Annotated in this window: 21 protein-coding genes; 6 read left to right on the top strand and 15 right to left on the bottom strand. The window is 63.5% G+C overall.

Features of this window, described 5'->3' with window-relative positions; translation table 11 throughout:
- Positions 1-22: 22 nt before the first annotated feature.
- Positions 23-1,315: a DNA polymerase IV gene (locus AC0C6X_RS10135; RefSeq protein ID WP_173516198.1), complete on the bottom strand. Its 1,293-nt coding sequence runs from the start codon at positions 1,313-1,315 to the stop codon at positions 23-25.
- A 66-nt stretch (positions 1,316-1,381) separates the two neighbouring features.
- Here AC0C6X_RS10135 and AC0C6X_RS10130 point away from each other — a divergent pair, with 66 nt between their 5' ends.
- Positions 1,382-1,966, top strand: a complete 585-nt coding sequence (locus AC0C6X_RS10130) for a GNAT family N-acetyltransferase (RefSeq protein ID WP_173516199.1) — start codon at positions 1,382-1,384, stop codon at positions 1,964-1,966.
- Positions 1,967-1,983: 17 nt separating this feature from the next.
- Here AC0C6X_RS10130 and AC0C6X_RS10125 read toward each other — a convergent pair whose 3' ends face one another.
- On the bottom strand, positions 1,984-2,550 hold the full coding sequence (locus AC0C6X_RS10125; protein WP_247957752.1) for a hypothetical protein: 567 nt from the start codon (positions 2,548-2,550) through the stop codon (positions 1,984-1,986).
- A gap of 77 nt (positions 2,551-2,627) precedes the next feature.
- Complete coding sequence (locus tag AC0C6X_RS10120; RefSeq protein ID WP_173516201.1) at positions 2,628-2,897, bottom strand: DUF3572 domain-containing protein; 270 nt, start codon at positions 2,895-2,897, stop codon at positions 2,628-2,630.
- A 156-nt stretch (positions 2,898-3,053) separates the two neighbouring features.
- Here AC0C6X_RS10120 and AC0C6X_RS10115 point away from each other — a divergent pair, with 156 nt between their 5' ends.
- Together AC0C6X_RS10115 and AC0C6X_RS10110 are read left to right on the top strand one after the other, a co-directional pair.
- On the top strand, positions 3,054-3,425 hold the full coding sequence (locus AC0C6X_RS10115; RefSeq protein WP_003537642.1) for a response regulator: 372 nt from the start codon (positions 3,054-3,056) through the stop codon (positions 3,423-3,425).
- A 17-nt stretch (positions 3,426-3,442) separates the two neighbouring features.
- A complete protein-coding gene (locus AC0C6X_RS10110; protein ID WP_173516202.1) occupies positions 3,443-4,810 on the top strand; it encodes a PleD family two-component system response regulator in 1,368 nt (455 codons plus the stop codon).
- Positions 4,811-5,392: 582 nt separating this feature from the next.
- Here AC0C6X_RS10110 and rpmG read toward each other — a convergent pair.
- From rpmG to AC0C6X_RS10060, 10 genes are all read right to left on the bottom strand, one after another.
- Positions 5,393-5,560 carry a 50S ribosomal protein L33 gene (gene rpmG / locus AC0C6X_RS10105; RefSeq protein ID WP_034795357.1) on the bottom strand — a complete coding sequence of 56 codons (168 nt, stop codon included), beginning with the start codon at positions 5,558-5,560 and terminating at the stop codon, positions 5,393-5,395.
- Between the two features lie 93 nt (positions 5,561-5,653).
- A complete protein-coding gene (locus tag AC0C6X_RS10100) occupies positions 5,654-6,838 on the bottom strand; it encodes an MFS transporter (protein ID WP_173516203.1) in 1,185 nt (394 codons plus the stop codon).
- Between the two features lie 13 nt (positions 6,839-6,851).
- Positions 6,852-7,553 (bottom strand): NUDIX hydrolase, encoded by a 702-nt coding sequence (locus tag AC0C6X_RS10095; RefSeq protein ID WP_472952929.1) that lies wholly within the window; start codon positions 7,551-7,553, stop codon positions 6,852-6,854.
- Entirely contained in the window at positions 7,550-8,005 is a 456-nt protein-coding gene (locus tag AC0C6X_RS10090) for a DUF983 domain-containing protein (RefSeq protein ID WP_472952927.1), read from the bottom strand. The genes AC0C6X_RS10095 and AC0C6X_RS10090 overlap by 4 nt, the downstream gene beginning before the upstream one ends.
- A gap of 25 nt (positions 8,006-8,030) precedes the next feature.
- Entirely contained in the window at positions 8,031-10,403 is a 2,373-nt protein-coding gene (gene rnr, locus AC0C6X_RS10085) for a ribonuclease R (RefSeq protein ID WP_472952925.1), read from the bottom strand.
- Positions 10,404-10,405: 2 nt separating this feature from the next.
- Positions 10,406-13,072: a type I DNA topoisomerase gene (gene topA / locus AC0C6X_RS10080; protein ID WP_173516207.1), complete on the bottom strand. Its 2,667-nt coding sequence runs from the start codon at positions 13,070-13,072 to the stop codon at positions 10,406-10,408.
- 229 nt (positions 13,073-13,301) lie between these two features.
- The gene (gene dprA, locus AC0C6X_RS10075) at positions 13,302-14,450 is read right to left on the bottom strand and encodes a DNA-processing protein DprA (protein ID WP_247957749.1); all 1,149 of its coding nucleotides are present in this window, start codon (positions 14,448-14,450) and stop codon (positions 13,302-13,304) included.
- Positions 14,450-15,061 carry a glycerol-3-phosphate 1-O-acyltransferase PlsY gene (gene plsY, locus AC0C6X_RS10070; RefSeq protein ID WP_247957748.1) on the bottom strand — a complete coding sequence of 204 codons (612 nt, stop codon included), beginning with the start codon at positions 15,059-15,061 and terminating at the stop codon, positions 14,450-14,452. Before plsY ends, dprA begins: the two co-directional genes overlap by 1 nt.
- 29 nt (positions 15,062-15,090) lie before the next feature.
- Complete coding sequence (locus AC0C6X_RS10065) at positions 15,091-16,383, bottom strand: dihydroorotase (protein WP_472952922.1); 1,293 nt, start codon at positions 16,381-16,383, stop codon at positions 15,091-15,093.
- Complete coding sequence (locus tag AC0C6X_RS10060; protein WP_173516210.1) at positions 16,380-17,321, bottom strand: aspartate carbamoyltransferase catalytic subunit; 942 nt, start codon at positions 17,319-17,321, stop codon at positions 16,380-16,382. The genes AC0C6X_RS10065 and AC0C6X_RS10060 overlap by 4 nt, the downstream gene beginning before the upstream one ends.
- Positions 17,322-17,478: 157 nt before the next feature.
- On the opposite strand from AC0C6X_RS10060, the gene AC0C6X_RS10055 reads away from it, so the two are divergent.
- The gene (locus AC0C6X_RS10055; protein ID WP_472952919.1) at positions 17,479-19,131 is read left to right on the top strand and encodes an acyl-CoA dehydrogenase family protein; all 1,653 of its coding nucleotides are present in this window, start codon (positions 17,479-17,481) and stop codon (positions 19,129-19,131) included.
- Positions 19,132-19,204: 73 nt separating this feature from the next.
- Here AC0C6X_RS10055 and AC0C6X_RS10050 read toward each other — a convergent pair whose 3' ends face one another.
- Positions 19,205-20,140 carry an AEC family transporter gene (locus AC0C6X_RS10050; RefSeq protein WP_173516212.1) on the bottom strand — a complete coding sequence of 312 codons (936 nt, stop codon included), beginning with the start codon at positions 20,138-20,140 and terminating at the stop codon, positions 19,205-19,207.
- A 222-nt stretch (positions 20,141-20,362) separates the two neighbouring features.
- On the opposite strand from AC0C6X_RS10050, the gene AC0C6X_RS10045 reads away from it, so the two are divergent.
- Entirely contained in the window at positions 20,363-20,518 is a 156-nt protein-coding gene (locus AC0C6X_RS10045; RefSeq protein ID WP_173514878.1) for a hypothetical protein, read from the top strand.
- Positions 20,515-20,856 carry a DUF6105 family protein gene (locus AC0C6X_RS10040; RefSeq protein WP_173516213.1) on the top strand — a complete coding sequence of 114 codons (342 nt, stop codon included), beginning with the start codon at positions 20,515-20,517 and terminating at the stop codon, positions 20,854-20,856. Before AC0C6X_RS10045 ends, AC0C6X_RS10040 begins: the two co-directional genes overlap by 4 nt.
- Here AC0C6X_RS10040 and ruvX read toward each other — a convergent pair.
- Complete coding sequence (gene ruvX, locus AC0C6X_RS10035; RefSeq protein WP_173516214.1) at positions 20,802-21,287, bottom strand: Holliday junction resolvase RuvX; 486 nt, start codon at positions 21,285-21,287, stop codon at positions 20,802-20,804. The two genes, AC0C6X_RS10040 and ruvX, sit on opposite strands and share 55 nt — an antisense overlap.
- Positions 21,288-21,329 lie beyond the last annotated feature (42 nt).

Here is a 21,329-nt window from a genome sequence, read left to right as displayed (position 1 = left end):
CGTGATCGCGCTGTGTCCGCGTTCAGGGATCGCGTTTCCGGGTGCCGAAGGTATAGCCGGTCTCGACGCTGGCCTTGCCGAACTTGTCGCGCAGCCTGTTCATGGCGTCTTCGGCCGCGGCCCGGCGGGTTGCCGCGGGGTCGACCAGATCGGGCGGATCGGCAAGATCCGGGGCTGAGAGATCGCTGACGCCGATCCCGATCAGGCGGTACTTCGTGCCGTCCGCCTCTTTTTCCAGGAGTTGCAGCCCGGTGCGGAAGATGCGGTCGGCGAGCCGTGTCGGGCTGTCGAGTCGCCGGTTGCGGGTACGGATCTTGAAGTCGGCCGTCTTCAGTTTCAGAACGACGGTCTGGCCGGCGAGTTCGGACTTTCGCAGCCGATGCGCTACCTGCTCGCTAAGGCGCCGGAGATGCACCACGAGATCGTCGTAACGCGCGATATCGTCATTGAACGTCGTCTCGGAGGACACGCTCTTGGCTTCGCCGTCGATCTCGACCGCTCTCTCGTCGAGCCCGCGCGACAGGCGAAAGAGCCGCTGTCCCATGGTGCCGTAGCGGCGCATGAGATCGGCTTCCTCCATTGTCTGCAATTGCCCGATCGTGCGCACGCCGTCGCGTTCCAGGGTATTGGCGAAAGCCTTGCCGACGCCCCAGATCAGCGTGACCGGTTTTTCCCTCAGGAACTCCAGCGCCTCGGCCTGGCCGATGACGGAAAAGCCGCGCGGTTTCTGCAGGTCGGAAGCCACTTTGGCGAGAAACTTGCAGTAGGAGAGGCCGACGGAGACGGTGATGCCGATCTCCTGCTCGACACGTCGGGCGAAGCGCGCGAGCGTACGCGCCGGCGGATCGTGATGCAGTCGCTCGGTACCCTTGAGTTCCAGAAAGGCCTCGTCGATCGACAGCGGCTGCACCAGCGGCGTCAACTCCTGCATCAGCGTGCGGACTTCGCGGCCGACACGCGCGTATTTTTCCATGTTGGGCTTGATGACCACGGCCTGTGGGCAGGCCTCCAGCGCCTTGAACATCGGCATGGCCGAACGTACGCCGTGAATGCGGGCAATGTAGCAGGCAGTGGACACCACACCGCGCTTGCCGCCGCCGATGATCACCGGCTTGTCGGCAAGTTCCGGATCATCGCGTTTTTCGATCGACGCGTAGAAGGCGTCACAATCGATATGCGCCAATGTCAGATCATAGAGCTCGCTGTGGCGTAGCAGGCGTGGACTGCCGCAGGCCGTGCAGCGCCGCGCGCCACCGGCCTGTTCCTTGAGGCAGTCGCGGCAGAAGCCTGGAGATTGAGCAGCGCTGTCGGGCATATCGGGAACAAATATTGAACATCGCGACCTTACGCTCTAGGCTGGTGAGTCTCAAGGGAGGCTCTGTTGGAAATCACACTCCAGTTCTCACCCGTGACGGCGGATAGTTGGGCGGATTTCGAACAGCTTTTTGAGCCGAACGGTGCCTATGGCGGTTGCTGGTGCACCGCGTTGCGCCTGCCGCATTCCATCCGAACGGCGATGCCGGCGAGGCAGCGCAAGGCGTTTATCAAGGCACGCATCGAAGCGGCGCCGCCGCCCGGAATCCTCGGCTATTTCGAGGGAAGGCCGGTGGCCTGGGTTCAGGTTGGTCCTCGCCAGGATGTTCCGCAGTTCAATTCGCCGCGCACGGTCGCGCGACCGCTGCAGGACCGCGAGGCGACCGATCCGACGATCTGGGCGCTGAGTTGCCTATTCATGCAGTCGAAACTACGGGGCAAGGGCTTGAGCCATCAACTCGTGCGCGCCGCGATCGACCACGCCAGGGCAGGTGGCGCGCGCTATCTCGACGCTTGTCCGATCGATCACGCCAAACAGTCAAGGTCGGTCGCCCTTTGGGTCGGCGCGACGACGGTCTTCGAGGCTGCGGGATTCGACGTCGTGGCGCGGCGCAAGGATGGCAGGCCGCTGATGCGATTGGATTTGCACTGATGGGAACCGGCGCTGAACTAGCCCGCGAAATACGAACGAATGGCCGCCGCGGCCTCCGGCCAGTCAGCGGCCGTGCGGACGCCGGCGTCCGGCTTTGGGGCGAGCGCGCGGAACTCCGCGTTAACCATCAGGTTGATCAGCAGGCAGGACGGCGCATGGCGCTGGACCGACTGCAGGTTGCGAAGAATGTCGTCGACGAAGACCAGCGGAACCGACCGTCCGGCGTGCAGCTTTTGCACGATCGGCCCCTTCGGCTTCTCGGAGGCCAGCAGCGGGTAGGGAAGGCCCAGCCGGTCGAGCAAGGCGCGCCGGATCGCGACGTGATGGGGTGGCATGGCGGTGAGGAAAACGATGTCCGCTTCCTTCGACAGCGCGGCCAAGGTCTCGACGACCTGTGCGGCCGGCGTCTGCCAGCGATCCTGCGTCCCGTAGAAGGAATCAAGCAGGGCTTTGACCTCCGCATCCGCCAGCGGTCGTTCGTTCGTACGATCGACGACGTTGCCGGTCAAACGGAAGGATCGGGGCAACAGAGCGTGGCCGCAGCTTTCAAGGAAGGCCTTGAACGGATTGATGAATTCGAGCACGACCTCGTCGATGTCGCTGACGATCAGCGGGCGCTTTCGAAGCTGGACGCGGTCGCCCGTGGACGCGCCTGGCACGCTCAATCCTCAAAACCTGAATGGCCCGAAAGCGCCGCATGGGCGCGCACCACATCTTCCGGCGCCGTACCGGTCGCCTGGCAGAATGCCATCAGCGTCGGCTCGTGGTCCATGAGAAAGGCGACGAGACCACCCATGAAGCCGGGATCGGCGATGGCGCTGCGCAAAGCCGTGGGATCGGTGCCCGTCAGCGCCAGGAAGCGGGACAGAAGCTCAGGTTCATTGGCGAGCCAGGCGAGGATGTCGATGGCGATTTCGTCAGCGCTCTTCAATGCTTCGTCCCCGTATGGTTTTTACGTGCGGAGTTACCTATTTTTCAACCAAATAGGCCTATCTCTGAAGTTGAGGAAATGGGTCGAGTCGTCGGCTCTGCAAGTTAAATGTCTTGAGGAGACTTGCAAGGTGACGATGGACAGCAAGGGATCGACATGCCCAAACAGGTAATGATTGTTGAGGACAACGAGCTGAACATGAAGCTGTTCCGCGACCTGATTGAGGCTTCCGGCTATGCGACGATCCAGACGCGCAACGGCATGGAGGCGCTCGAGCTCGCGCGCAAGCACCGGCCCGATCTCATTCTCATGGATATCCAGTTGCCGGAAGTGTCCGGTCTGGAAGTGACCAAATGGCTGAAGGAAGACGATGAATTGCACGTCATTCCTGTCATCGCCGTTACCGCATTTGCAATGAAGGGAGACGAGGAGCGCATCCGCCAGGGTGGATGCGAAGCCTATGTTTCCAAGCCGATTTCCGTACCGAAGTTCATAGAAACGATCAAAACCTACCTGGGCGATGCCTGAGCGGCGGGAAAATTGATATGACTGCGCGTATTCTTGTCGTTGATGATGTTCCGGCCAATGTGAAGTTGCTCGAGGCCAGGCTGCTCGCCGAATATTTCGATGTGTTGACGGCCAATGACGGCTATTCGGCGCTGGCGCTCTGCGAGAAGACGCCCATCGATCTCGTGCTGCTCGACATCATGATGCCCGGGCTCGACGGCTTCGAGGTCTGCGAACGACTGAAGGCGAATTCGCGCACGGCACATATTCCGGTGGTCATGGTGACGGCGCTCGATCAGCCGTCGGATCGCGTGCGCGGCCTGAAGGCTGGCGCCGACGACTTCCTGACGAAGCCCGTCAACGATCTCCAACTGATGTCGCGCGTGAAGAGCCTGGTGCGGCTGAAGAATGTCAGCGACGAACTGCGCCTGCGCGCCCAGACGGCGCAGACCATCGGCCTCGAGGACGTCGGCCGCGCGGACCGCCCGGACGAGCCGGGCAATGTTCTGCTGGTCGATGGCCGTGGCTCGTCACAGGAGAGGTTGCAGCGCGCGCTTGCGCCGATCGCGGATGTCTCGGTGATTTCCGATCCGCAGGCGGCACTCTTCGAAGCGGCCGAGAACAATTTCGACCTGGTCATCGTCAACGCGAACTTCGACGACTACGATCCTCTGCGGCTGTGTTCGCAGTTGCGCTCGCTGGAACGGACGCGCTTCATCCCCATCCTGCTGATCGCGGAGCAGGGCAGCGATGAGATGGTGGTGCGCGCGCTCGATCTCGGCGTGACCGATTACCTGATGCGGCCGGTCGATCCGAATGAACTGATCGCTCGCTCCATGACCCAGATCCGGCGCAAGCATTGCAATGACAGGCTGCGCGCGAGTGTGCAGCAGACCATCGAACTTGCCGTCACCGATGGCCTGACGGGCCTGCACAACCGCCGCTATTTCGACACTCACCTGAAACTGCTGATGGATCGGGCTGCGGCGCGCGGCCGGCCGCTGTCCATCTGCATGACGGACATCGACCGTTTCAAACAGGTCAACGATACCTACGGCCATGATGCCGGCGACGAAGTGCTGCGGGAGTTCGCCAATCGCATTCGCACGACAGTGCGTGGGGCCGATCTTGCCTGTCGTTTCGGCGGGGAGGAATTCGTCGTCGTGATGCCGGATACGTCGGCCGAAATGGCGGCCGGCGTCGCCGAGCGCTTACGCCTGATTATCGAAAGCCTGCCGTTCCCGGTACCGCAGGCGGACGGCGTTTTGAAGGTAACGGCGTCGATGGGAATCGCGACGCTCAGGCCGGATGCCGATACGGCCGAGGCTCTGCTCAAGCGCGCGGATACGGCACTCTACCAAGCCAAGAACGAGGGCCGCAATCGTGTGGTGGCGGCGGCCGCCTGAGCATTTGGCCGTCCAATCCGGACGCTCCGTGCCGCGGTGAATTTCTTGGGGCCGCCTCTTGCGGGCTGCATCTAAAGTTGTATTCTCGCCGCAGTCGCTGCTACCGGGGAGTTTGGGTAGCCGCGGCGCCCAGGCCGCGTGCCTGTCTCAGTCTGATACAGAATTAACCATGCGCTTAGCGGCACCGCTTCGCGCATTAAGAATTCGTTGATTTTTTTCCATTTTCAGGTGATGCTGATGAACAAGGAGGCATCGCCTCCTAACATTTTGCTTACCCCATGATGCTCAGGTCCGCCGCATCTCCTGGGTCGTGGGGTCGGTCGGTTGGCTTTTGACGCCTGCGGAATCCTCGTGCCGCAGTCAGAGGCCAGCCGACCCCCTTTTCCGAAACGCCGTCCCATCCCTGGGGCGGCGTTTCTGCTTTGGAGACGAGGCGGGAGGCGCGGGACGGCATGCCTTTCGGCCGTCAACTGGCCGGTTGCCGCGGTCGTGGAAAGCCTAAGCTCCATGCTCAAGCGTGCAAAAGGAAAGGGCGCCTGACCTCGCGGTCGGCGCCCTTTGATCCCCGGGAAACGGCCGATCTTACTTGATCTTGGTTTCCTTGAACTCGACATGCTTCTTGACGACCGGGTCGTACTTGGTCTTCGTCATCTTCTCCGTCATCGTACGGCTGTTCTTGGTCGTGACGTAGAAGAAACCCGTGTCGGCTGTCGAAAGCAGCTTGATCTTGATGGTGGTGGCTTTTGCCATGGTCGTCCTGCCTTTGTAACAATGAAAGCCGTGGACAACCGGTTGCGGGCCACGGGCAAGGTTGGGGCGAAACTACAAATCGCGGCCGAAAAGTCAAGGCCGTTTTGGATTCAAAACGATCCTGACCACCGAAAGCGCGACATAGAGAGCGAAAAAGCCGGCGATCGCCCAAGCGAAGCCGTTGTCGCCGGTGACGTCCATCGCGGCGCCGATGACTTGCGGGCCAGCGACCGTGCCGACCGCGTAGGAGAACACGAAGGCGGCATTGGCGGCCGCAAGATCCGCGCCCTGCAGGCGAGACCCCAGGTGGCTGAGGCCAACGGTGTAGAGTCCGGACACGCAACCGCCCCAGAAAAGCAGCACGACCGCCATGAGGAACCAGCTTTCGGCCAGCATCGGCAGGCAGAGCGCGCCGATGAGGCCGATGACCGTCATCGCGGACAACAGCGTGCGCCGGTCCTTCACCCGATCGGACAGCATGCCGAGGGGGATCTGGAAGATGAAGTTGCCGATGCCCATCACCGTCAGCAGCAGTGCGGCCTGTGATTCGGTGAAGCCGGACCGGGTGCCGAACACCGGGAACAGCGAAAGCCCGCCCGATTCGACCGCGCCGAAGATGAAGACGGCGGCCGTGGCCGTCGGAACGAGGTAGACGTAGCGCAGGAAATGCCGCTCGGGTTTCTCGTCGATGACGGGGCTCTCGTCACGCGCCAGGAAGATCGGCACGGCGGCAAGCAGAATCACGCCGGCGCCGACGACGAAGGGGAGGATCCCCTCGCTGCCGAGGATGGAGAAGAGCAGGGGACCGGTGGCGAAACCGAGCGAAAGAATCGTGCCGTAGATGCCGAGCACGAAGCCGCGCTTGCTTGGCGGTGCAGTCGCGTTGATCCAGAACTCCGAGAGGATGAAAAGCACGGTAATGGCACCGTGGAAGACCACACGCAGCGGAAACCAGAGCCAGAAGTTGGTGATGTAATAGAAGCCGAAGGCGCTCGTGGCGGCGACCAGCACGGCCCACAACATGGTCTGCGCGACGCCGTGGCGATGGGCGACCTTTGTGGTGAACGGTGCGGCCGCCATCGAGGCAAGGCCGGCCATCGCCGAATTGAGCCCGATGAGCGTCGAGGAAATCCCACGCTTTTCCATGATGATGGAGAGCAGCGGCAGGCCGAGGCCGATGGCGATGCCAACGGCGCTGATGGCGGCAACGGCGGCGATCAGCGACCGCCAGTGAATATCCTCAACCGGTGCAGCTGTACCGGGCGACGGTTGTGACATCAGACGAAGGTCCTTAGAGCAACGTGCGGACGAGGCGCCCACGGCGCGGGGCATAGAGTGGCACCGCTCGTTCACAGGGGAGCGACGGATCGGAGTCGAGACTGCTTCTGAGATCCGCAAGTATGATGGCGGTGATGTCGGGTATCCGTAGAGACGGAGAATCGTTCACATCGATCCACTGCAAATCCTGAAGCTCCCGGCTGTCCAGGAAGCGTGTCGGATCGATCCCGGCCTCATCCGCAAACAAGGCGAAGAAGCGGGTATCGAACCGCCTCGCGTGGCCCGGAGGGGTGATGGCCCGAGCCATATAGCGCAACTTTGCAAGATCGGGAAGAAAGGGAACCGGCGCAGTGGCCGAAGGAGCCGGTTGGCCGACGGCGATGCCGGCCTCTTCGTAGAGCTCGCGCAGTCCGGCAAGGGCGAGCGCGCGGGCGCGTGCGTCGGTCAGCTGGCGTGTGCCGGCCGTCTTCAGCGCATGCAGGACCGATGGGTGCAGGTCGGAACCGAAACTGATGCGGTGGTCTCCGGCATCGCGCCGTCCACCGGGGAAGACATAGAGATCCGGCATGAAGACGTGGGCGCTGTGCCGCTTGCCCATCAAAACCCGCACGCGCTCCCCTTCGCGGTCGAGCAGCATGACGGAGGCCGCGTCCCGCGGTCTGACAGTCGCGGGACGCTGGCGTTCCCGGCCACCCGGGCTCCGCGCAGACGTCATGCCCTGTCGTCTCGCGGGGGCAGGACATCTTCCGGCGCGTCGTCGTGACCGCCGAAACCGTGCATCCTGAGCGCCCATTGCAGGCCGATGACGGCACCTTTGACCGGCTGCAGCAGCAGCAGCGAACTGATCAGGGTGATCGGCGCCCAGATCGCCAGATGCTGCCACGTCGTCAACGGCAGGATGAGGTCGGTCATCATATAGCCGGCAAGCACGAGGTGTCCGACGATCGTCACGACGATATAGGGCGGGAAGTCATCGGCACGATGATGGTCTATGCGCTCGCCGCAGGCGGCGCAGGCATCGACGGACTTGACGTAGCCGCGAAACAGCTTGCCGCTGCCACAGGCCGGACAGCGGCCGAGAAAGCCGCGCTTCATCGAAAGGCCAACCGAGCGCTCGTCGCTTTCGCCGCTGCCCAGTTGAAGTGTTTCGCCTGCCGCTGCTTTCATGCCTAATCCTCTGCCTTGCGGGAACCTATCGCCGGCCTCTCGGCGGCCGTGTTCCCGGCTGCTTGCGTGCTCCGTTGCGGTCGCGCCGGCCGGACTTGTGGAAGGAGCGCGTCGCCGTCGGCATCTTGCGCCCCTCGCTCAGCATCTCGAATCTCAGCGCACCTGCAAGCGGTACGGCCTCCACGAGCTTGACGCGCACTGGATCGCCGAGGCGATAGCCGAGCCCGGTCTTTTCGCCGGAGAGCGCCTGATGCGCCTCATCGTAGATGAAGTAGTCGCGTCCGAGCGTAGATATCGGAACGAAGCCGTCGGCGCCATAGGCGGGCAGGGTGACAAAGAGTCCCGCCTTGGTGACGCCGGAGACGCGGCCCTCGAATTCCTCGCCGATGCGGCCATTCAGATGATGCGCGATCAGCCGGTCGACGGTGTCCCGTTCCGCTGCCATGGCGCGGCGCTCGAATGTCGAGATCTCGGCGGCGATGTCGTCGAGCACGCCCTCTTCCTGCGGCGTCAGTCCACCTTCACCGAGGCCGAGCGAGGCAACCAGCGCCCGGTGGACGATGAGGTCGGCATAACGCCGGATCGGCGAGGTGAAATGCGCGTATTTCAAGAGGTTCAGGCCAAAGTGCCCGATATTCTCGGGGCTGTAGATGGCCTGGCTCTGCGAGCGGAGCACCATCTCGTTGACCATCGTCTCGAAGGGTTTTCCTTCGGCCTTGGCAAGAACGCCGTTGAAATGGTTCGAGCGCATGTTGCCGCCCTTGACGAGCGAGATGTCGAGCGTTGCCAGGAATTCGCGCAGGCTCTCCTGCTTGGCGAGCGACGGCTGGTCGTGCACGCGGTAGATCAGCACCTGGCGCTTCTGCTCCAGCGTCTCGGCCGCAGCGACGTTTGCCTGGATCATCATCTCCTCGATCAGCTTGTGGGCATCGAGGCGTTCGGGAACGAAGACACGATCGACCGTGCCGTCGGGCTTCAGGATGATCTTGCGCTCGGGCATGTTGAGTTCGAGCGGCTGGCGCCGGTCGCGACCGCGCGTGAGGATGCGATAAGCCTCCCAGAGTGGCTTCAGGATCGTGTCAAGGATCGGCCCGGTCTTGTCATCCGGGTTGCCGTCGATGGCCGCCTGCGCCTGCTGGTAGGATAGCTTCGCCGCGCTTCTCATCATGATGCGGTGGAAGGTGTGCCCGGCCTTGCGGCCTTCCCTGGAAAAGCGCATGCGCACGGCCAGTGCCGGACGATCGACGCCTTCTTTCAGGGAGCAGAGATCGTTGGATATCCGTTCGGGCAGCATCGGCACCACCCGGTCGGGGAAGTAGACCGAGTTGCCGCGCTTCAGCGCCTCGAGGTCCAGCGCCGATTTCGGCCGGACATAATAGGAGACGTCGGCGATCGCGACCGTGACGATGACGCCGCCCGGATTGTCTTCGGACGGATCCGGCTCGGCATGAACGGCGTCGTCGTGATCCTTCGCATCGGCCGGGTCGATGGTAATGAGCGGCAGCGTCCGCCAGTCTTCGCGATGCGCCATGGTGGCAGGACCGGCGGCGTTCGCCTCCTCGATCACCCGCTCCGGGAAGACGTGGGGTATGCCGTGCGCATGGATCGCGATCATCGAGATCGCCTTCTCCGAGGCCACCGAGCCGATGACGTTTTGCACTTGGGCACGTGGCAAACCGTAACGGCCGAGCCGTGCGAGTTGTACTTCGACCAGATCGCCGTCCTTGGCGTTGCCGGTGAACTCCGGATCGACGAGCACTTCCTCGCCGCGCTTGTCGATCGGCATCAGTCGGCCGCCACCGCCCGGTGTCGCGCGGAAGACGCCGAGCACGGCATCCTTGCGCTTGTCCAAGATCTTGATAATGCGTCCCGTATAGGCGGGACCGCCGCGATCCTTCGCGGGGAAGATCTTGGCGAGCACGCGGTCGCCGAGGCCGCCGACCGGAACCTTGCCCTTGGCCTTGCCGACGGCCGACTGCTTGATCAACACAGCCGGGGCGACGCCGTCGTCGTCAAGCCACTCGGCCGGCCGGCCGATCAGTTCGCCGTCGACGTCGCGAATGGTGATGTCGAGCACGGCAACGGGGGGCAGGGCGCCAGGACGCACCAGCGACTTGCGCTTCTTCGCGACCAGGCCGTCCTCTTCCAGCGATCTGAGCAGCGTCTTGAGCTCGACACGAGTTTCGCCCTTGAGCCCGAAGGCCTTGGCGATCTCGCGCTTGGAGGCGCGATCCGGGTTTTCGGCGATGAAGCGCATCAGCACGTCGCGCGGCGGAACCGCGCCGTGAATGATGGGTTCGCTTGGCTGGGCCGATCCGGCCTTTGCCGCGCGAGCATGCTTCTTGCCCATGCTTCTCTTGCCGGACTGTTCGGTCGGGTCGCGCGGTATTCTGGTCAAAATCAGCCCTTCTTGGCCTTGGCGGCCGTCTTCGTCTTGCTCTTGGCGGGTGCCTTGGCTTTGGTCGTCTTCGCGGCGCCATCCTCGGACTTTGCCGCTGCCTTGGTCGTCTTGGCCTTGCCTGCCTTGGCCTTCGTCGTTCCGCCCTTGGCGGCGCGCTCCGAAATCAGCGCAAGCGCCTCCTCGACCGTTACCGATTGTGGATCCTTGCCCTTGGGCAGGGTGGCGTTGACCTTGCCCCAGTTGACATAGGGACCGTAGCGCCCGTCACGCACCGTGATCGCGCCGCCTTCCGGGTGATCTCCGAGTTCCTTGAGCGCGGCAGCTGCCGTGCGGCCACGCCCGGCGCCGGCCTTCGATTGCTTGTCGGCAAGAACGGACACGGCGCGGTTGAGGCCGATCGAGAACACGTCTTCGATCGATTCGAGATTGGCATAGGTGCCGTCATGCAGCACGAACGGTCCGTAGCGGCCGAGGCCGGTCGAGATCATCTTGCCGGTTTCCGGATGCGCGCCGATGTCGCGCGGCAGCGACAGGAGGGCGACGGCCTTCTCGTGGTCGATTGTCGACGGCGTCCAGCCCTTCGGCAGGCTCGAGCGCTTGGCTTCCTTGCCGTCGCCACGCTGGACATAGGGGCCGAAGCGGCCGCTGCGCAGCGTGATCTCCTCGCCGGTATGCGGATCCTTGCCGAGCGCCTGCGGCTCGTTGGAGACTGCTGCTTCCTGGTCGCCGTTGCTCTCGGAGGAAAGCTGGCGGGTGAAGTTGCACTCCGGATAGTTCGAGCAGCCGACGAAGGCGCCATACTTGCCGAGCTTCAGCGACAGCTTGCCGGTGCCGCAAACCTGGCAGGTGCGCGGATCACCGCCGTCCTCGCGCTTCGGGAAGACCAGCGGCGCCAATTCCTCGTTCAGTGCGTCGAGCACGTTGGTGACACGCAGTTCCTTGGTTTCTTCGATCTGTGCGAAGAAATCCTTCCAGAAGTCGCGTAGGACATCTTTCCAGTTGACCTCTCCGGCCGAGACCTGGTCGAGCTTCTCTTCGAGCGACGCCGTGAAGTCGTAGCCGACATAGCGCGTGAAGAAGCTCTCCAGGAACGCCGTCACCAGCCGGCCCTTGGCCTGGGGCACGAGCTTGCGCTTGTCGTTGGTGATGTAGTCGCGGTCGAGCAGCGTCGTGACCGTGGCGGCATAGGTCGAAGGCCGGCCGATGCCGAGCTCTTCCATCTTCTTGATCAGGCTCGCTTCCGAGTAGCGCGGCGGCGGCTCGGTGAAGTGCTGCGAGGCGTTGATCTTCTGCTTCGCGAGGTTCTCGCGCGCATTGATCTCCGGCAGGCGACCATCCTCGTCGCCGTCGTCACTCTGCTCGCCGTCTTCCTTGGCATCCGTATAGGCGGCGATGAAACCGTCGAAGCGGATGACGGAGCCGGTGGCACGCAGGCCGGCGGTCTTGCCGCCATTGTTGGCGGTGATTTCTGCCGTCGTGCGCTCGATCTCGGCGGATGCCATCTGGCTCGCGATGCCGCGCTTCCAGACAAGGTCGTAGAGCCGCAGCATGTCGCCGTCGAGGAAGCGGCGAACCTGGTCCGGCGTACGATTGAAATCGGTCGGGCGGATGGCTTCGTGCGCTTCCTGGGCGTTCTTCGCCTTGGTCGAATAGAAGCGCGGCTTCTCGGGCAGGTAACGATCGCCGAACTGGCTGGAGATCGCCTTGCGCGAGGCCTCGATCGCTTCCGGCGCCATCTGCACGCCATCGGTACGCATATAGGTGATCAGACCGACCGTCTCGCCGCCTATGTCGACGCCTTCGTAGAGCTTCTGCGCGACCTGCATGGTGCGCGAGGCCGAGAAGCCGAGCTTGGAGGATGCCGCCTGCTGCAGCGTCGAGGTGGTGAAGGGCGGCGATGGGTTACGCTTGACGGGCTTCGCCTCGATGCTGTCGACGACATAGGCGGCGCCGTCGAGCAGGGTCTTCAGCCGGTTCGCTTCTTCGCCGTTGCCGATCGCCTTGGGCGCGAGGCGCTTGCCGTCGGCCGAGACGAGGCGAGCCTCGAACTCGTCGCCGCGCGGGGTCTTCAGCAGTGCCGAAATGTTCCAGTATTCTTCCGAGACGAAGCGCTCGATCTCGGCTTCGCGGTCGCAGACGAGCCGCAGCGTAACGGACTGCACGCGGCCGGCCGAGCGGGCGCCCGGAAGCTTGCGCCAGAGCACCGGGGAGAGATTGAAGCCGACGAGATAGTCAAGCGCGCGGCGCGCCAGGTAGGCGTCGACCAGCGAGATGTCGATGTCGCGCGGATGGGCGATCGCTTCGAGAACGGCCTTCTTGGTAATGGCGTTGAAGGCGACGCGCTTGACCGGCTTGTCGCCGAGCACCTTCTTCTTCTTCAAGAGGTCGAGCACGTGCCAGGAAATGGCTTCGCCTTCGCGATCCGGGTCGGTTGCGAGAATGAGGCCGTCGGAGGATTTGACGGCGTCGGCAATATCCTTCATGCGCTTCGCCGAGGCGCCGTCGACCTCCCAGGACATTTCGAAGTCTTCGTCCGGACGGACCGAACCGTCCTTCGCCGGCAGGTCGCGCACATGGCCGAACGAAGCCAGCACCTTGTAGCCAGGCCCGAGGTACTTGTTGATCGTCTTTGCCTTGGAAGGCGACTCCACCACTACAACATTCATCGTCATTTTTTGAGACAACCGGTTCTGGTTCGGGCGTCAGCGCTGTCAGCGCCGTGTGTCGCCTTGTATCGATGCCCCGAAATGGACAGGGATTCGTGCGGGGTCAAGAGGGTTCACCCAAAATAACGATGAGAGGAGGCGATGCAACTCACACAAGATTGCATGACGTCTGCAATCTGCAATAGGTGTCCCTCGCTTCCCCGCGGCCGCGGATCACCGTCGCTGGCACTCATTCGTTTGTCGTGAGAGACACGAGCCCGCCGGCGTGCCGGTCGAGCCGCCCGGCGAGATCGAGTTCCAGAAGAAGCAGGTAGACCTGCGCCGGAGAGAGCCCGGTGTGCCTTACGATGTCGTCCGTCTCGACCGGCGTCGGGCCGAGCGCATTGATGATGGCCGCACGGTCGTTGTCGCTGGTCGTGGTGGGGGCGCTCGGCTGCGCATGCCTCTCCGGTTCCCTGGCGCTTGGCAGGGCCAACTCGAACTGGCTGAGCGGCGCCAGCGCTTCGAGGACATCGCCCGGCGACGTGGTGACGATCGCGCCCTGTTTCAGAAGATCGTTCGTGCCATGGCACCGGGGATCGAGTGGGGATCCGGGAACGGCGAAAACGAGCCGGCCGAAATCGGCGGCATAACGGGCGGTGATCAGCGAACCGGAGCGATTGGCGGCCTCGACCACCGCGACGCCGAGGCTGACGCCGGCAATCAGCCGGTTGCGGCGGGGAAAATCGCGCGCACGCGGCTCCCACCCGAAAGGCATTTCGCTGATCGCGAGGCCCCGGCCCGATGTGATCTCCTCGAGGAGGCCGAGGTTTTCGGGCGGGTAGGGCCGATCCAGCCCGCCGGCAAGTGCAGCGATCGTGCCGGTTTCGAGACTTGCGCGATGGGCGGCCGTATCGATGCCGCGGGCAAGACCCGAGGTGATGACATAGCCGGCGCGTCCGGCATCGCGTGCGATCATTGCCGCGAACTTGGCGCCGCTCGCCGATGCATTGCGCGAGCCGACAATGCCGAGCGACGGGCGGGTTGCCGCTTTGAGGTCGCCCTTCATGGCGAGAAGAGGGGGAGCACCGTCGATCTGTCGAAGCGCCGAGGGATAACCCGGTTCGCCGATGCCGACGAAGACCGCGCCGCAGCGTCGCGCCGCTTCCAGTTCCCGTTCGGCCTCACTCACGGTCGCCACACGGTAGGCCTGCTTGGTTCCTCCGCGCCGGGACAGTTCAGGAAGTGCGTCGAGCGCATTTTCCGCGGTGCCGAAATGGTTGATCAGGTCCCTGAAGGCGATGGGACCGACGTTGTCGCTGCGGATCAGCCGCAGCCAGGAGAGTTTCTGTCGTTCGGTCAGCGCCACTCCGGTTCGTCCTGCGCTGTCCTCAGACATTATCCCTTATCTCCAATCTTGCTTTCCGTGCCGGCGAGCAGCCGCTGGATATTGGCGCGATGCTTCACCCAACTGATGACGGTCATTGCGGCGAAGAGGAGAGCGACCTTCTCGTTCCCTGCCGCGTAAAGTAGAACCGGGATGATAGCCGTTGCAACCAGGGCGGACAATGAGGAGTAACGGGTGATTTTCGCCATGGCGAGCCAGATCGCCGCAAAGGCAAGCACCATGACGGGAACGAGGCCGAGGAGCACGCCGATATAGGTGGCAATGCCCTTGCCGCCCTTGAAGCCGAGCCAGACCGGATAGAGGTGACCGAGAAACGCCGCAAAGCCGGCGGCAATGCCGGCCTCGACGCCCCAATAGGAGGCCAACGCTGCCGCCGCCGTACCCTTCAGGGCGTCGAGCAGCAGGGTGGCGGCTGCGAGTTTCTTGTTGCCGGTTCTCAGCACGTTGGTCGCGCCGATATTGCCGGAGCCGATCTTTCGCACGTCGCCGAGCCCCGCCATGCGGGTCAGGATCAGCCCGAATGGGATCGAGCCGAGCAGATAGCCGAAGGCGAGGCTCACCAACGTCAAGGGCAGCCCGAGCTGCCAGGAAAATAGATCCACCGGTTCCCTCCCGCGCGACCGCTTTGGGCTTATGCGGAATGCACAAGCTTGCCCGCAACATAGGTTTGCACAACCCGGCCGGTAAAGCGTGCATTTTCAAACGGCGTGTTCTTGGAGCGTGAAACGATCGCTTCCTTGTAGAGCACCCACGGCTCGTCAAGGTCGAGGACCGCAATGTCCGCCTTCGCGCCGGGTTTCAGCGTACCGGCGTCGAGACCGAAGATCGCCGCCGGACGCGTCGACATGGCATCGATCAGGCGCATCAGCGGAACCTGGCCGCCGTGGTGCAGGCGAAGGGCTGCAGCCGCGAGCGTTTCGAGGCCGATGGCGCCATCGGCGGCGTCGGCGAAGGGCAGGCGTTTGGTATCGACGTCCTGCGGGTCATGCGAGGAGACGATGATGTCGATGGTGCCGTCGGCCAGTGCCTCGACCATGGCGACCCGGTCGTCCTCGCTGCGAAGCGGCGGCGAAAGCTTGAAGAAGGTGCGGTACTCGCCGATGTCGTTCTCGTTGAGTGCCAGATTGTTGATGGAGATGCCGCAGGTGACGTTGGCGCCGCGTTCGCGCGCTGTGCGGATGGCCTCTGCCGATTCGGGAACCGAAATCTGCGCGGCGTGATAGGCGGCCTTCGTCAGGCCGGCGATGCGCAGGTCGCGCTCGAGAGGGATGATCTCCGACTCGCGCGGGATTCCGGCAAGACCGAGCCAGCTTGCGAGCAGGCCTTCGTGCATGACGCCGTTGGCGCCGAGATACTTGTCGCGGGTCTCGAGCGAGATGACGGCGCCGAATTCGCGCGCATAGGTCATTGCCCGGCGCAGAACCAGCGTATCGTGGATCGACCGCCGACCATTGGTGAAGCAGACGGCGCCAGCTTCGCGCAGCAGGCCGAATTCGGTCATCTCTTCCCCGGCGAGCCCCTTGGTCAGGGCCGCGGCCGGATGCACGTTGACGACGGCCTTGTCGCGCGCCGTCTTCTTTACGAACTCGACCAGCGCGATATCGTCGATCACAGGATCCGTGTCCGGCATCGCGATGAAGGTGGTGACCCCACCGACGGCAGCGGCGCGCGACGCGGATTCGAAAGTTTCGCGGTGTTCGCTGCCCGGTTCGCCGACGAAGACGCGGGCATCGACGAGGCCCGGGACTGCGGTGAGCCCGGTGCAGTCCTTGACGAAGGCGCCGTCCGGCGCGCCCTGGTTCTGCGCATCTGCGCCAGCAGCCAGGATGCGGCCATCGTGTCCAACGATAATCGTGCCGACTTCATCAAGGTTGCGCGAGGGATCGACGATGCGGAGGTTCTTCAGAACGAGTGGTCTGGTCATAGGCGCGGCCCCTGATTCTGCGAGAGAAGCAGCGTTTCCATCACCGCCATGCGTACGGCAACGCCCATCTCGACCTGCTGTTCGATCACGCTCTGCGGGCCATCGGCGATTTCCGAGGCGATCTCGACGCCGCGGTTCATCGGCCCAGGATGCATGACGAGCGCATCCTCCTTGGCAGCCTTCAGCTTCTCCGCATCGAGCCCGTAATAGTGGAAGTATTCGCGCACCGAAGGAACGAAGGCGCCGGCCATGCGCTCGCGCTGGAGGCGCAGCATCATGACGACGTCGGCATCCTTCAGGCCCTCGGCCATGGAGTGGTAGACCTCGACACCCATGTCGGCGATTCCGGAGGGCAGCAGCGTCGCCGGCGCGACCACGCGGACGCGCGCGCCCATCTGGTTCAGGAGGAGAATATTGGAGCGCGCCACGCGCGAGTGCAGCACGTCGCCGCAGATCGCCACGATGATGCGGGAGAGCTTGCCCTTGGCACGGCGGATCGTCAGCGCGTCGAGCAGCGCCTGGGTCGGGTGCTCGTGCTGGCCGTCGCCGGCATTGACGACGGAGCAGGAAACCTTCTGCGCCAGCAGCGCCGCGGCACCGGCCGAGGAATGGCGCACGACCAGCACATCCGGGTGCATGGCGTTCAGCGTCATCGCCGTGTCGATCAGCGTCTCGCCTTTTTTCACCGAGGAATTGCCGACCGACATGTTCATGACGTCGGCGCCGAGGCGCTTGCCGGCGAGCTCGAAGGAAGACTGCGTGCGGGTCGAGGCTTCGAAGAAGAGGTTGATCTGCGTCAGCCCCCGAAGCGTGGAAGTCTTCTTCTCTCTTTGACGGGAGATTTGGACGGCTTCATCGGCCCGGTCGAGCAGATAGGTGATATCCTGCTCCGTGAGCCCCTTGATGCCGAGCAGGTGGCGATGCGGGAAAGTGATCATGGGCCGCCCTTGCGCTCTGGAAATGTGGTCGCTCTATAAGACTTGGCCCCCGGCACGGCAAGGCTTGGGCGCCGCCGTCCGCAGAAAACTTGCAACGGCGATCCTATCTTTTTCGCGCCCCGTTCCGTGGTCGTGAAACTTGCGCTAGAACCGGCCCATGAATCAGATGAACCGGACTGAACAGAAACTCGCCGAGCTGAACCAGCCCAAGCCCTGGTCCGGTGTCAACGCCTATCGCTCCGACCCGCTGGTGGTGGACATCACGTCCGGCATGAGCAAGACGCTGCGCGACGAATTCGACCTGCTCGGCCGTTACGTCACCTCGCCGGAGGCACAGGAACTGGCGCGCATGGCGAACGAAGGTCCGCCGAAGCTGAAGACGCATGGTCCGCGCGGCGAGCGTCTCGACGTCGTCGAGTTCCACCCGGCCTGGCATGCGCTGATGCGCCGCTCGATGTCTTCGGGCCTGCACGCGTCCGCCTGGGAAAATCTGCCGGATGAACGCAACCAGTCGCACAAGACCCGCGCCGTCCGCTTCTATCTGACGGCGCAGCTCGAATGCGGCCATCTCTGCCCGCTGACGATGACCAGCGCTTCGCTTGCCGCGATCACTGCGTCGCCGGCGGTGCAGAAGGAATGGGCGCCGAAGATCCTGTCGCGCAAATACGATTCCACCAATCGCCCCTGGATGCAGAAATCGGCGGTCACCGTCGGCATGGGCATGACCGAGAAGCAGGGCGGCACGGACGTGCGCGCCAACACTTCTACGGCGGAACGCGTGGGCGAGGGCATTTACCGGCTCAACGGCCACAAGTGGTTCATGTCTGCGCCGATGAGCGACGCCTTCGTCATGCTGGCGCAGACCCGCGACGGCCTCGCCTGCTTCCTGGTGCCGCGTCTCTTGGAGGACGGCAGCGCCAACGGCCTGCGTTTCCAGCGGTTGAAGGACAAGCTCGGCAACCGCTCCAATGCTTCGTCAGAGGTCGAGTTCTCCGACACGTTCGGCTTCATCCTCGGCGCGCCGGATGCCGGCATCCGGACGATCCTCGACATGGTGACGCTGACGCGCCTTGACTGTGCGTTGGCATCCGCCGGCATGATGCGGGCCTCACTCGCCGAAGCCGTGCATCACACACGCGGCCGCAAGGTCTTCGGCAAGCCGCTCGTGAGCCAGCCGATGATGACGCGCGTGCTTGCCGACATGGCGCTCGATGTGGCGGCGGCAAGCGCACTTTCCTTCCGTCTGGCCGAGGCCTTCGACAAGGCCCGCAGCAGTTCGGAAGACGCGGCCTATGCGCGGATCATGACGCCGGTCGCAAAATACTGGGCCTGCAAGATCGCGCCGGCGCTGATCTATGAAGCGATGGAATGCCTGGGCGGCAACGGCTATGTGGAGGAGCGCGCGCTGGCGCGCCATTACCGCGAGGCGCCGGTCAACGCCATCTGGGAAGGCTCCGGCAACGTCATGGCGCTGGACGTGCTGCGCGTGCTCGCCAAGGGCAAGGACCTCTTCGAGCAGCTCTTCGTCGTTCTGGCGCGCGATCTTGGGCCGTCCGGCCGCAAGACGATCGACGTGCTGCGTGCGGCCATGTCGCTCTGCGAACGCGACGAGGGTGCGGCGCGCATGCTGGTCGAGCAGCTGGCGCTCGCAGGGGCAGCCGCCGAGCTTTACCGCCTCGGTGCCGGCCGTATCGCGGACGCGTTCCTCGAATCGCGCCTGGCCGCCGGATGGCGCTCGACCTACGGCATGCTCGATTCGCGCTTCGATTCCGCCTACATCCTCGATCTTCTCTATCCCCCTGCGGCGTAAGCCGTCAGGCCCCTGCGGCGTAAGCCGTCAGGCCCCTGCGGCGTAAGCCGTCAGGCCCCTGCGGCGTAAGCCGTCAGGCCCCTGCGGCGTAAGCCGTCAGGTAGAGGACGAGCGGTATCGTGAAGAACGAGACGACCGTCTGGATCGTCGCGACTGCCGCATAGAGTTCGGCGTCGCCATCCATCTGTTTGGCCAGCAGGTAGCCGTTCATTGCCGTCGGCACGGCCGCGCCAAGCGCGATGACGAGCAGGGCGTCGCCACGAATGCCGAGCAGGTAGCTCGCGCTCACCATGAAGACCGGCATGACGATCAGCTTGAGGAAGACCGCGAGCAGCGCCGTCGCGCTTGGTCTCAGCGCATCGGAAGCGCGCAAGCCGGCGCCGACCATCACCAGCCCGAGGCTGAGAGAGGCGCTTGCCAGCATCTCGATCGTGGTCATCACTGGGCCGTAGATCTTCAGGCCGATCGAGTTGACGAGAATGCCGAGCACCGAGGCGACGATCAGCGGATTGGTGGCGATCTTGGCAAAGAAGCGCCTGAAGTCACGATGGCCCCCACCGAACCAGACCAGCACGCCGATGTTGTAGAGATTGATGGGGATGATCACGAGGGTCATCACCAGGGCGGTCAGCGTCAAGCCGATTGGGCCGTAAAGCTTCTGTGCAATTGCCAGCGCCATGAAGCCGTTCCAGCGCGTCGCCGTCTGGAAGACCGATGTGAAGGAGGCACCGGATACCTGCCGGTCTCGCAGCATTGGCCATAGCAGCAGGACGAAGGCCGACATCAGGCTGACGCTGCCGACCGTCGCAATGGCCGTCGCGTCGGCTTTCAGGCCGGCAAAGTCTGCCTGGGCGAGCGTCGAGAACAGAAGGGCAGGGAACAGGATGAAGTAGCCAAACTGCTCGAGCCCGAGCCAAAGGCTCTGGTCGACGAGTGTCGAGCGCTTGAGCCAGGCGCCGAGCAGAACGAGAAGGAAGATCGGGAGGATGCTTTCAAAGACGACGGTCATGGTGGAGGGCCTGCGAGGGGGAGGGATATCGCTACCCGAATTCTGCAGAGACCGGAATGGGCTTGCGGCATGGTGGAGAAAGATCGGAACGCGGCCGCATCCAACGGCACGAAAAGACCAACCCTGTGCAAATTAACCTTAACAGATGGTTTACGTTGCACGTCTTCCCTACAGGGAGGAAATTGACCAGGCATTTCAACAGAATCCGGATGGAGCGGTTCGGTGAGAACTGGCCTTTTGATCATCATGATGATGTTTTTCACCGGACTGGCGCTGGATATTGCAATCCCAACGACGGTCCTACTCGCCTTGTTGCTGGCAGATCGCGCCATATATCCACTGGTCTACCGCCGCATTTCGGAAAGGGGAGCCGCATGAAGTGGTTTCTAATCCTCTGGGCCTGCCCGGTCATGTTCCTCACGTCGTGGTATGGTCTCTCCTATTACGACATGAGCTTCGGGTTCTTCATGCTGACGCGGCAGACCCACGATCTCGTGTTCCAGGTCTACGGCAATGTCCTCGGCATTCCGCCAGAGACGATCCCGCCGCTCGTCGCCCGCGCAATCGTCTTCGATAGTTTCGTGGTCTTTGCCATAATCGGCTTTCGCAAGCGCCGTGAGATCGCAGCGTGGTATCGCCGTCGTTTCGGCGCCGGCAGAGCTCAGTCCGAGAGGGTGTCCCTTCCAAGCGACGTCAGCCTGTCGAGCGCGCCCTGAAGAATGAAGGAGGCGGCGGCCGAATCGATGCGTTCGGCCCGCTTCCGTCGCGACACATCCATCTCGATCAGCACGCGCTCGGCCGCAACGGTCGAAAGCCGTTCGTCCCAGAAGATGAAGGGCAGCGGCGTTTTCTGCTCCATGTTGCGCACGAAGGCGCGGGTCGCCTGACAGCGCGGTCCCTCGCTGCCGTCCATGTTGACGGGTAGGCCGATGACGAAGGCCGCGACCTTTTCTTTTTCCGCCACTGACAACAGCGCTTCCGCGTCTACCCCGAACTTGACCCGGCGGATCACCTCGCGGGGTGTCGCGAAACGGCGGCCGAGATCGGAGACCGAGAGACCGATCGTCTTGGTGCCAAGGTCGAGGCCGGCGATCGCCTGATTCTGATGAAGCTGGGATGCCAGCTCTTCGATGGTGAGAATTGCCATGTCCGTGTCGATTCGATCTTTGCGCGGAGGGTTGTCTGTTCC

Source organism: Ensifer sp. VA4, from assembly GCF_055710065.1.
Note: the sequence above shows the minus strand (reverse complement) of the source record. Positions and strands in the feature narration are given on the sequence as shown.

What these genes read in the sequence shown, in the direction of transcription:
- AC0C6X_RS10040 (WP_173516213.1), top strand. Translation starts at nt 20,515, where the DNA reads ATGAAGTGGTTTCTAATCCTCTGGGCCTGCCCGGTCATGTTCCTCACG.
- AC0C6X_RS10100 (WP_173516203.1), bottom strand. Translation starts at nt 6,838, where the DNA reads ATGTCACAACCGTCGCCCGGTACAGCTGCACCGGTTGAGGATATTCAC.
- topA (WP_173516207.1), bottom strand. Translation starts at nt 13,072, where the DNA reads ATGAATGTTGTAGTGGTGGAGTCGCCTTCCAAGGCAAAGACGATCAAC.
- ruvX (WP_173516214.1), bottom strand. Translation starts at nt 21,287, where the DNA reads ATGGCAATTCTCACCATCGAAGAGCTGGCATCCCAGCTTCATCAGAAT.
- AC0C6X_RS10060 (WP_173516210.1), bottom strand. Translation starts at nt 17,321, where the DNA reads ATGATCACTTTCCCGCATCGCCACCTGCTCGGCATCAAGGGGCTCACG.
- AC0C6X_RS10090 (WP_472952927.1), bottom strand. Translation starts at nt 8,005, where the DNA reads ATGAAAGCAGCGGCAGGCGAAACACTTCAACTGGGCAGCGGCGAAAGC.
- AC0C6X_RS10095 (WP_472952929.1), bottom strand. Translation starts at nt 7,553, where the DNA reads ATGACGTCTGCGCGGAGCCCGGGTGGCCGGGAACGCCAGCGTCCCGCG.
- rpmG (WP_034795357.1), bottom strand. Translation starts at nt 5,560, where the DNA reads ATGGCAAAAGCCACCACCATCAAGATCAAGCTGCTTTCGACAGCCGAC.
- AC0C6X_RS10055 (WP_472952919.1), top strand. Translation starts at nt 17,479, where the DNA reads ATGAATCAGATGAACCGGACTGAACAGAAACTCGCCGAGCTGAACCAG.
- dprA (WP_247957749.1), bottom strand. Translation starts at nt 14,450, where the DNA reads ATGTCTGAGGACAGCGCAGGACGAACCGGAGTGGCGCTGACCGAACGA.
- AC0C6X_RS10115 (WP_003537642.1), top strand. Translation starts at nt 3,054, where the DNA reads ATGCCCAAACAGGTAATGATTGTTGAGGACAACGAGCTGAACATGAAG.
- AC0C6X_RS10135 (WP_173516198.1), bottom strand. Translation starts at nt 1,315, where the DNA reads ATGCCCGACAGCGCTGCTCAATCTCCAGGCTTCTGCCGCGACTGCCTC.
- AC0C6X_RS10110 (WP_173516202.1), top strand. Translation starts at nt 3,443, where the DNA reads ATGACTGCGCGTATTCTTGTCGTTGATGATGTTCCGGCCAATGTGAAG.
- AC0C6X_RS10065 (WP_472952922.1), bottom strand. Translation starts at nt 16,383, where the DNA reads ATGACCAGACCACTCGTTCTGAAGAACCTCCGCATCGTCGATCCCTCG.
- AC0C6X_RS10050 (WP_173516212.1), bottom strand. Translation starts at nt 20,140, where the DNA reads ATGACCGTCGTCTTTGAAAGCATCCTCCCGATCTTCCTTCTCGTTCTG.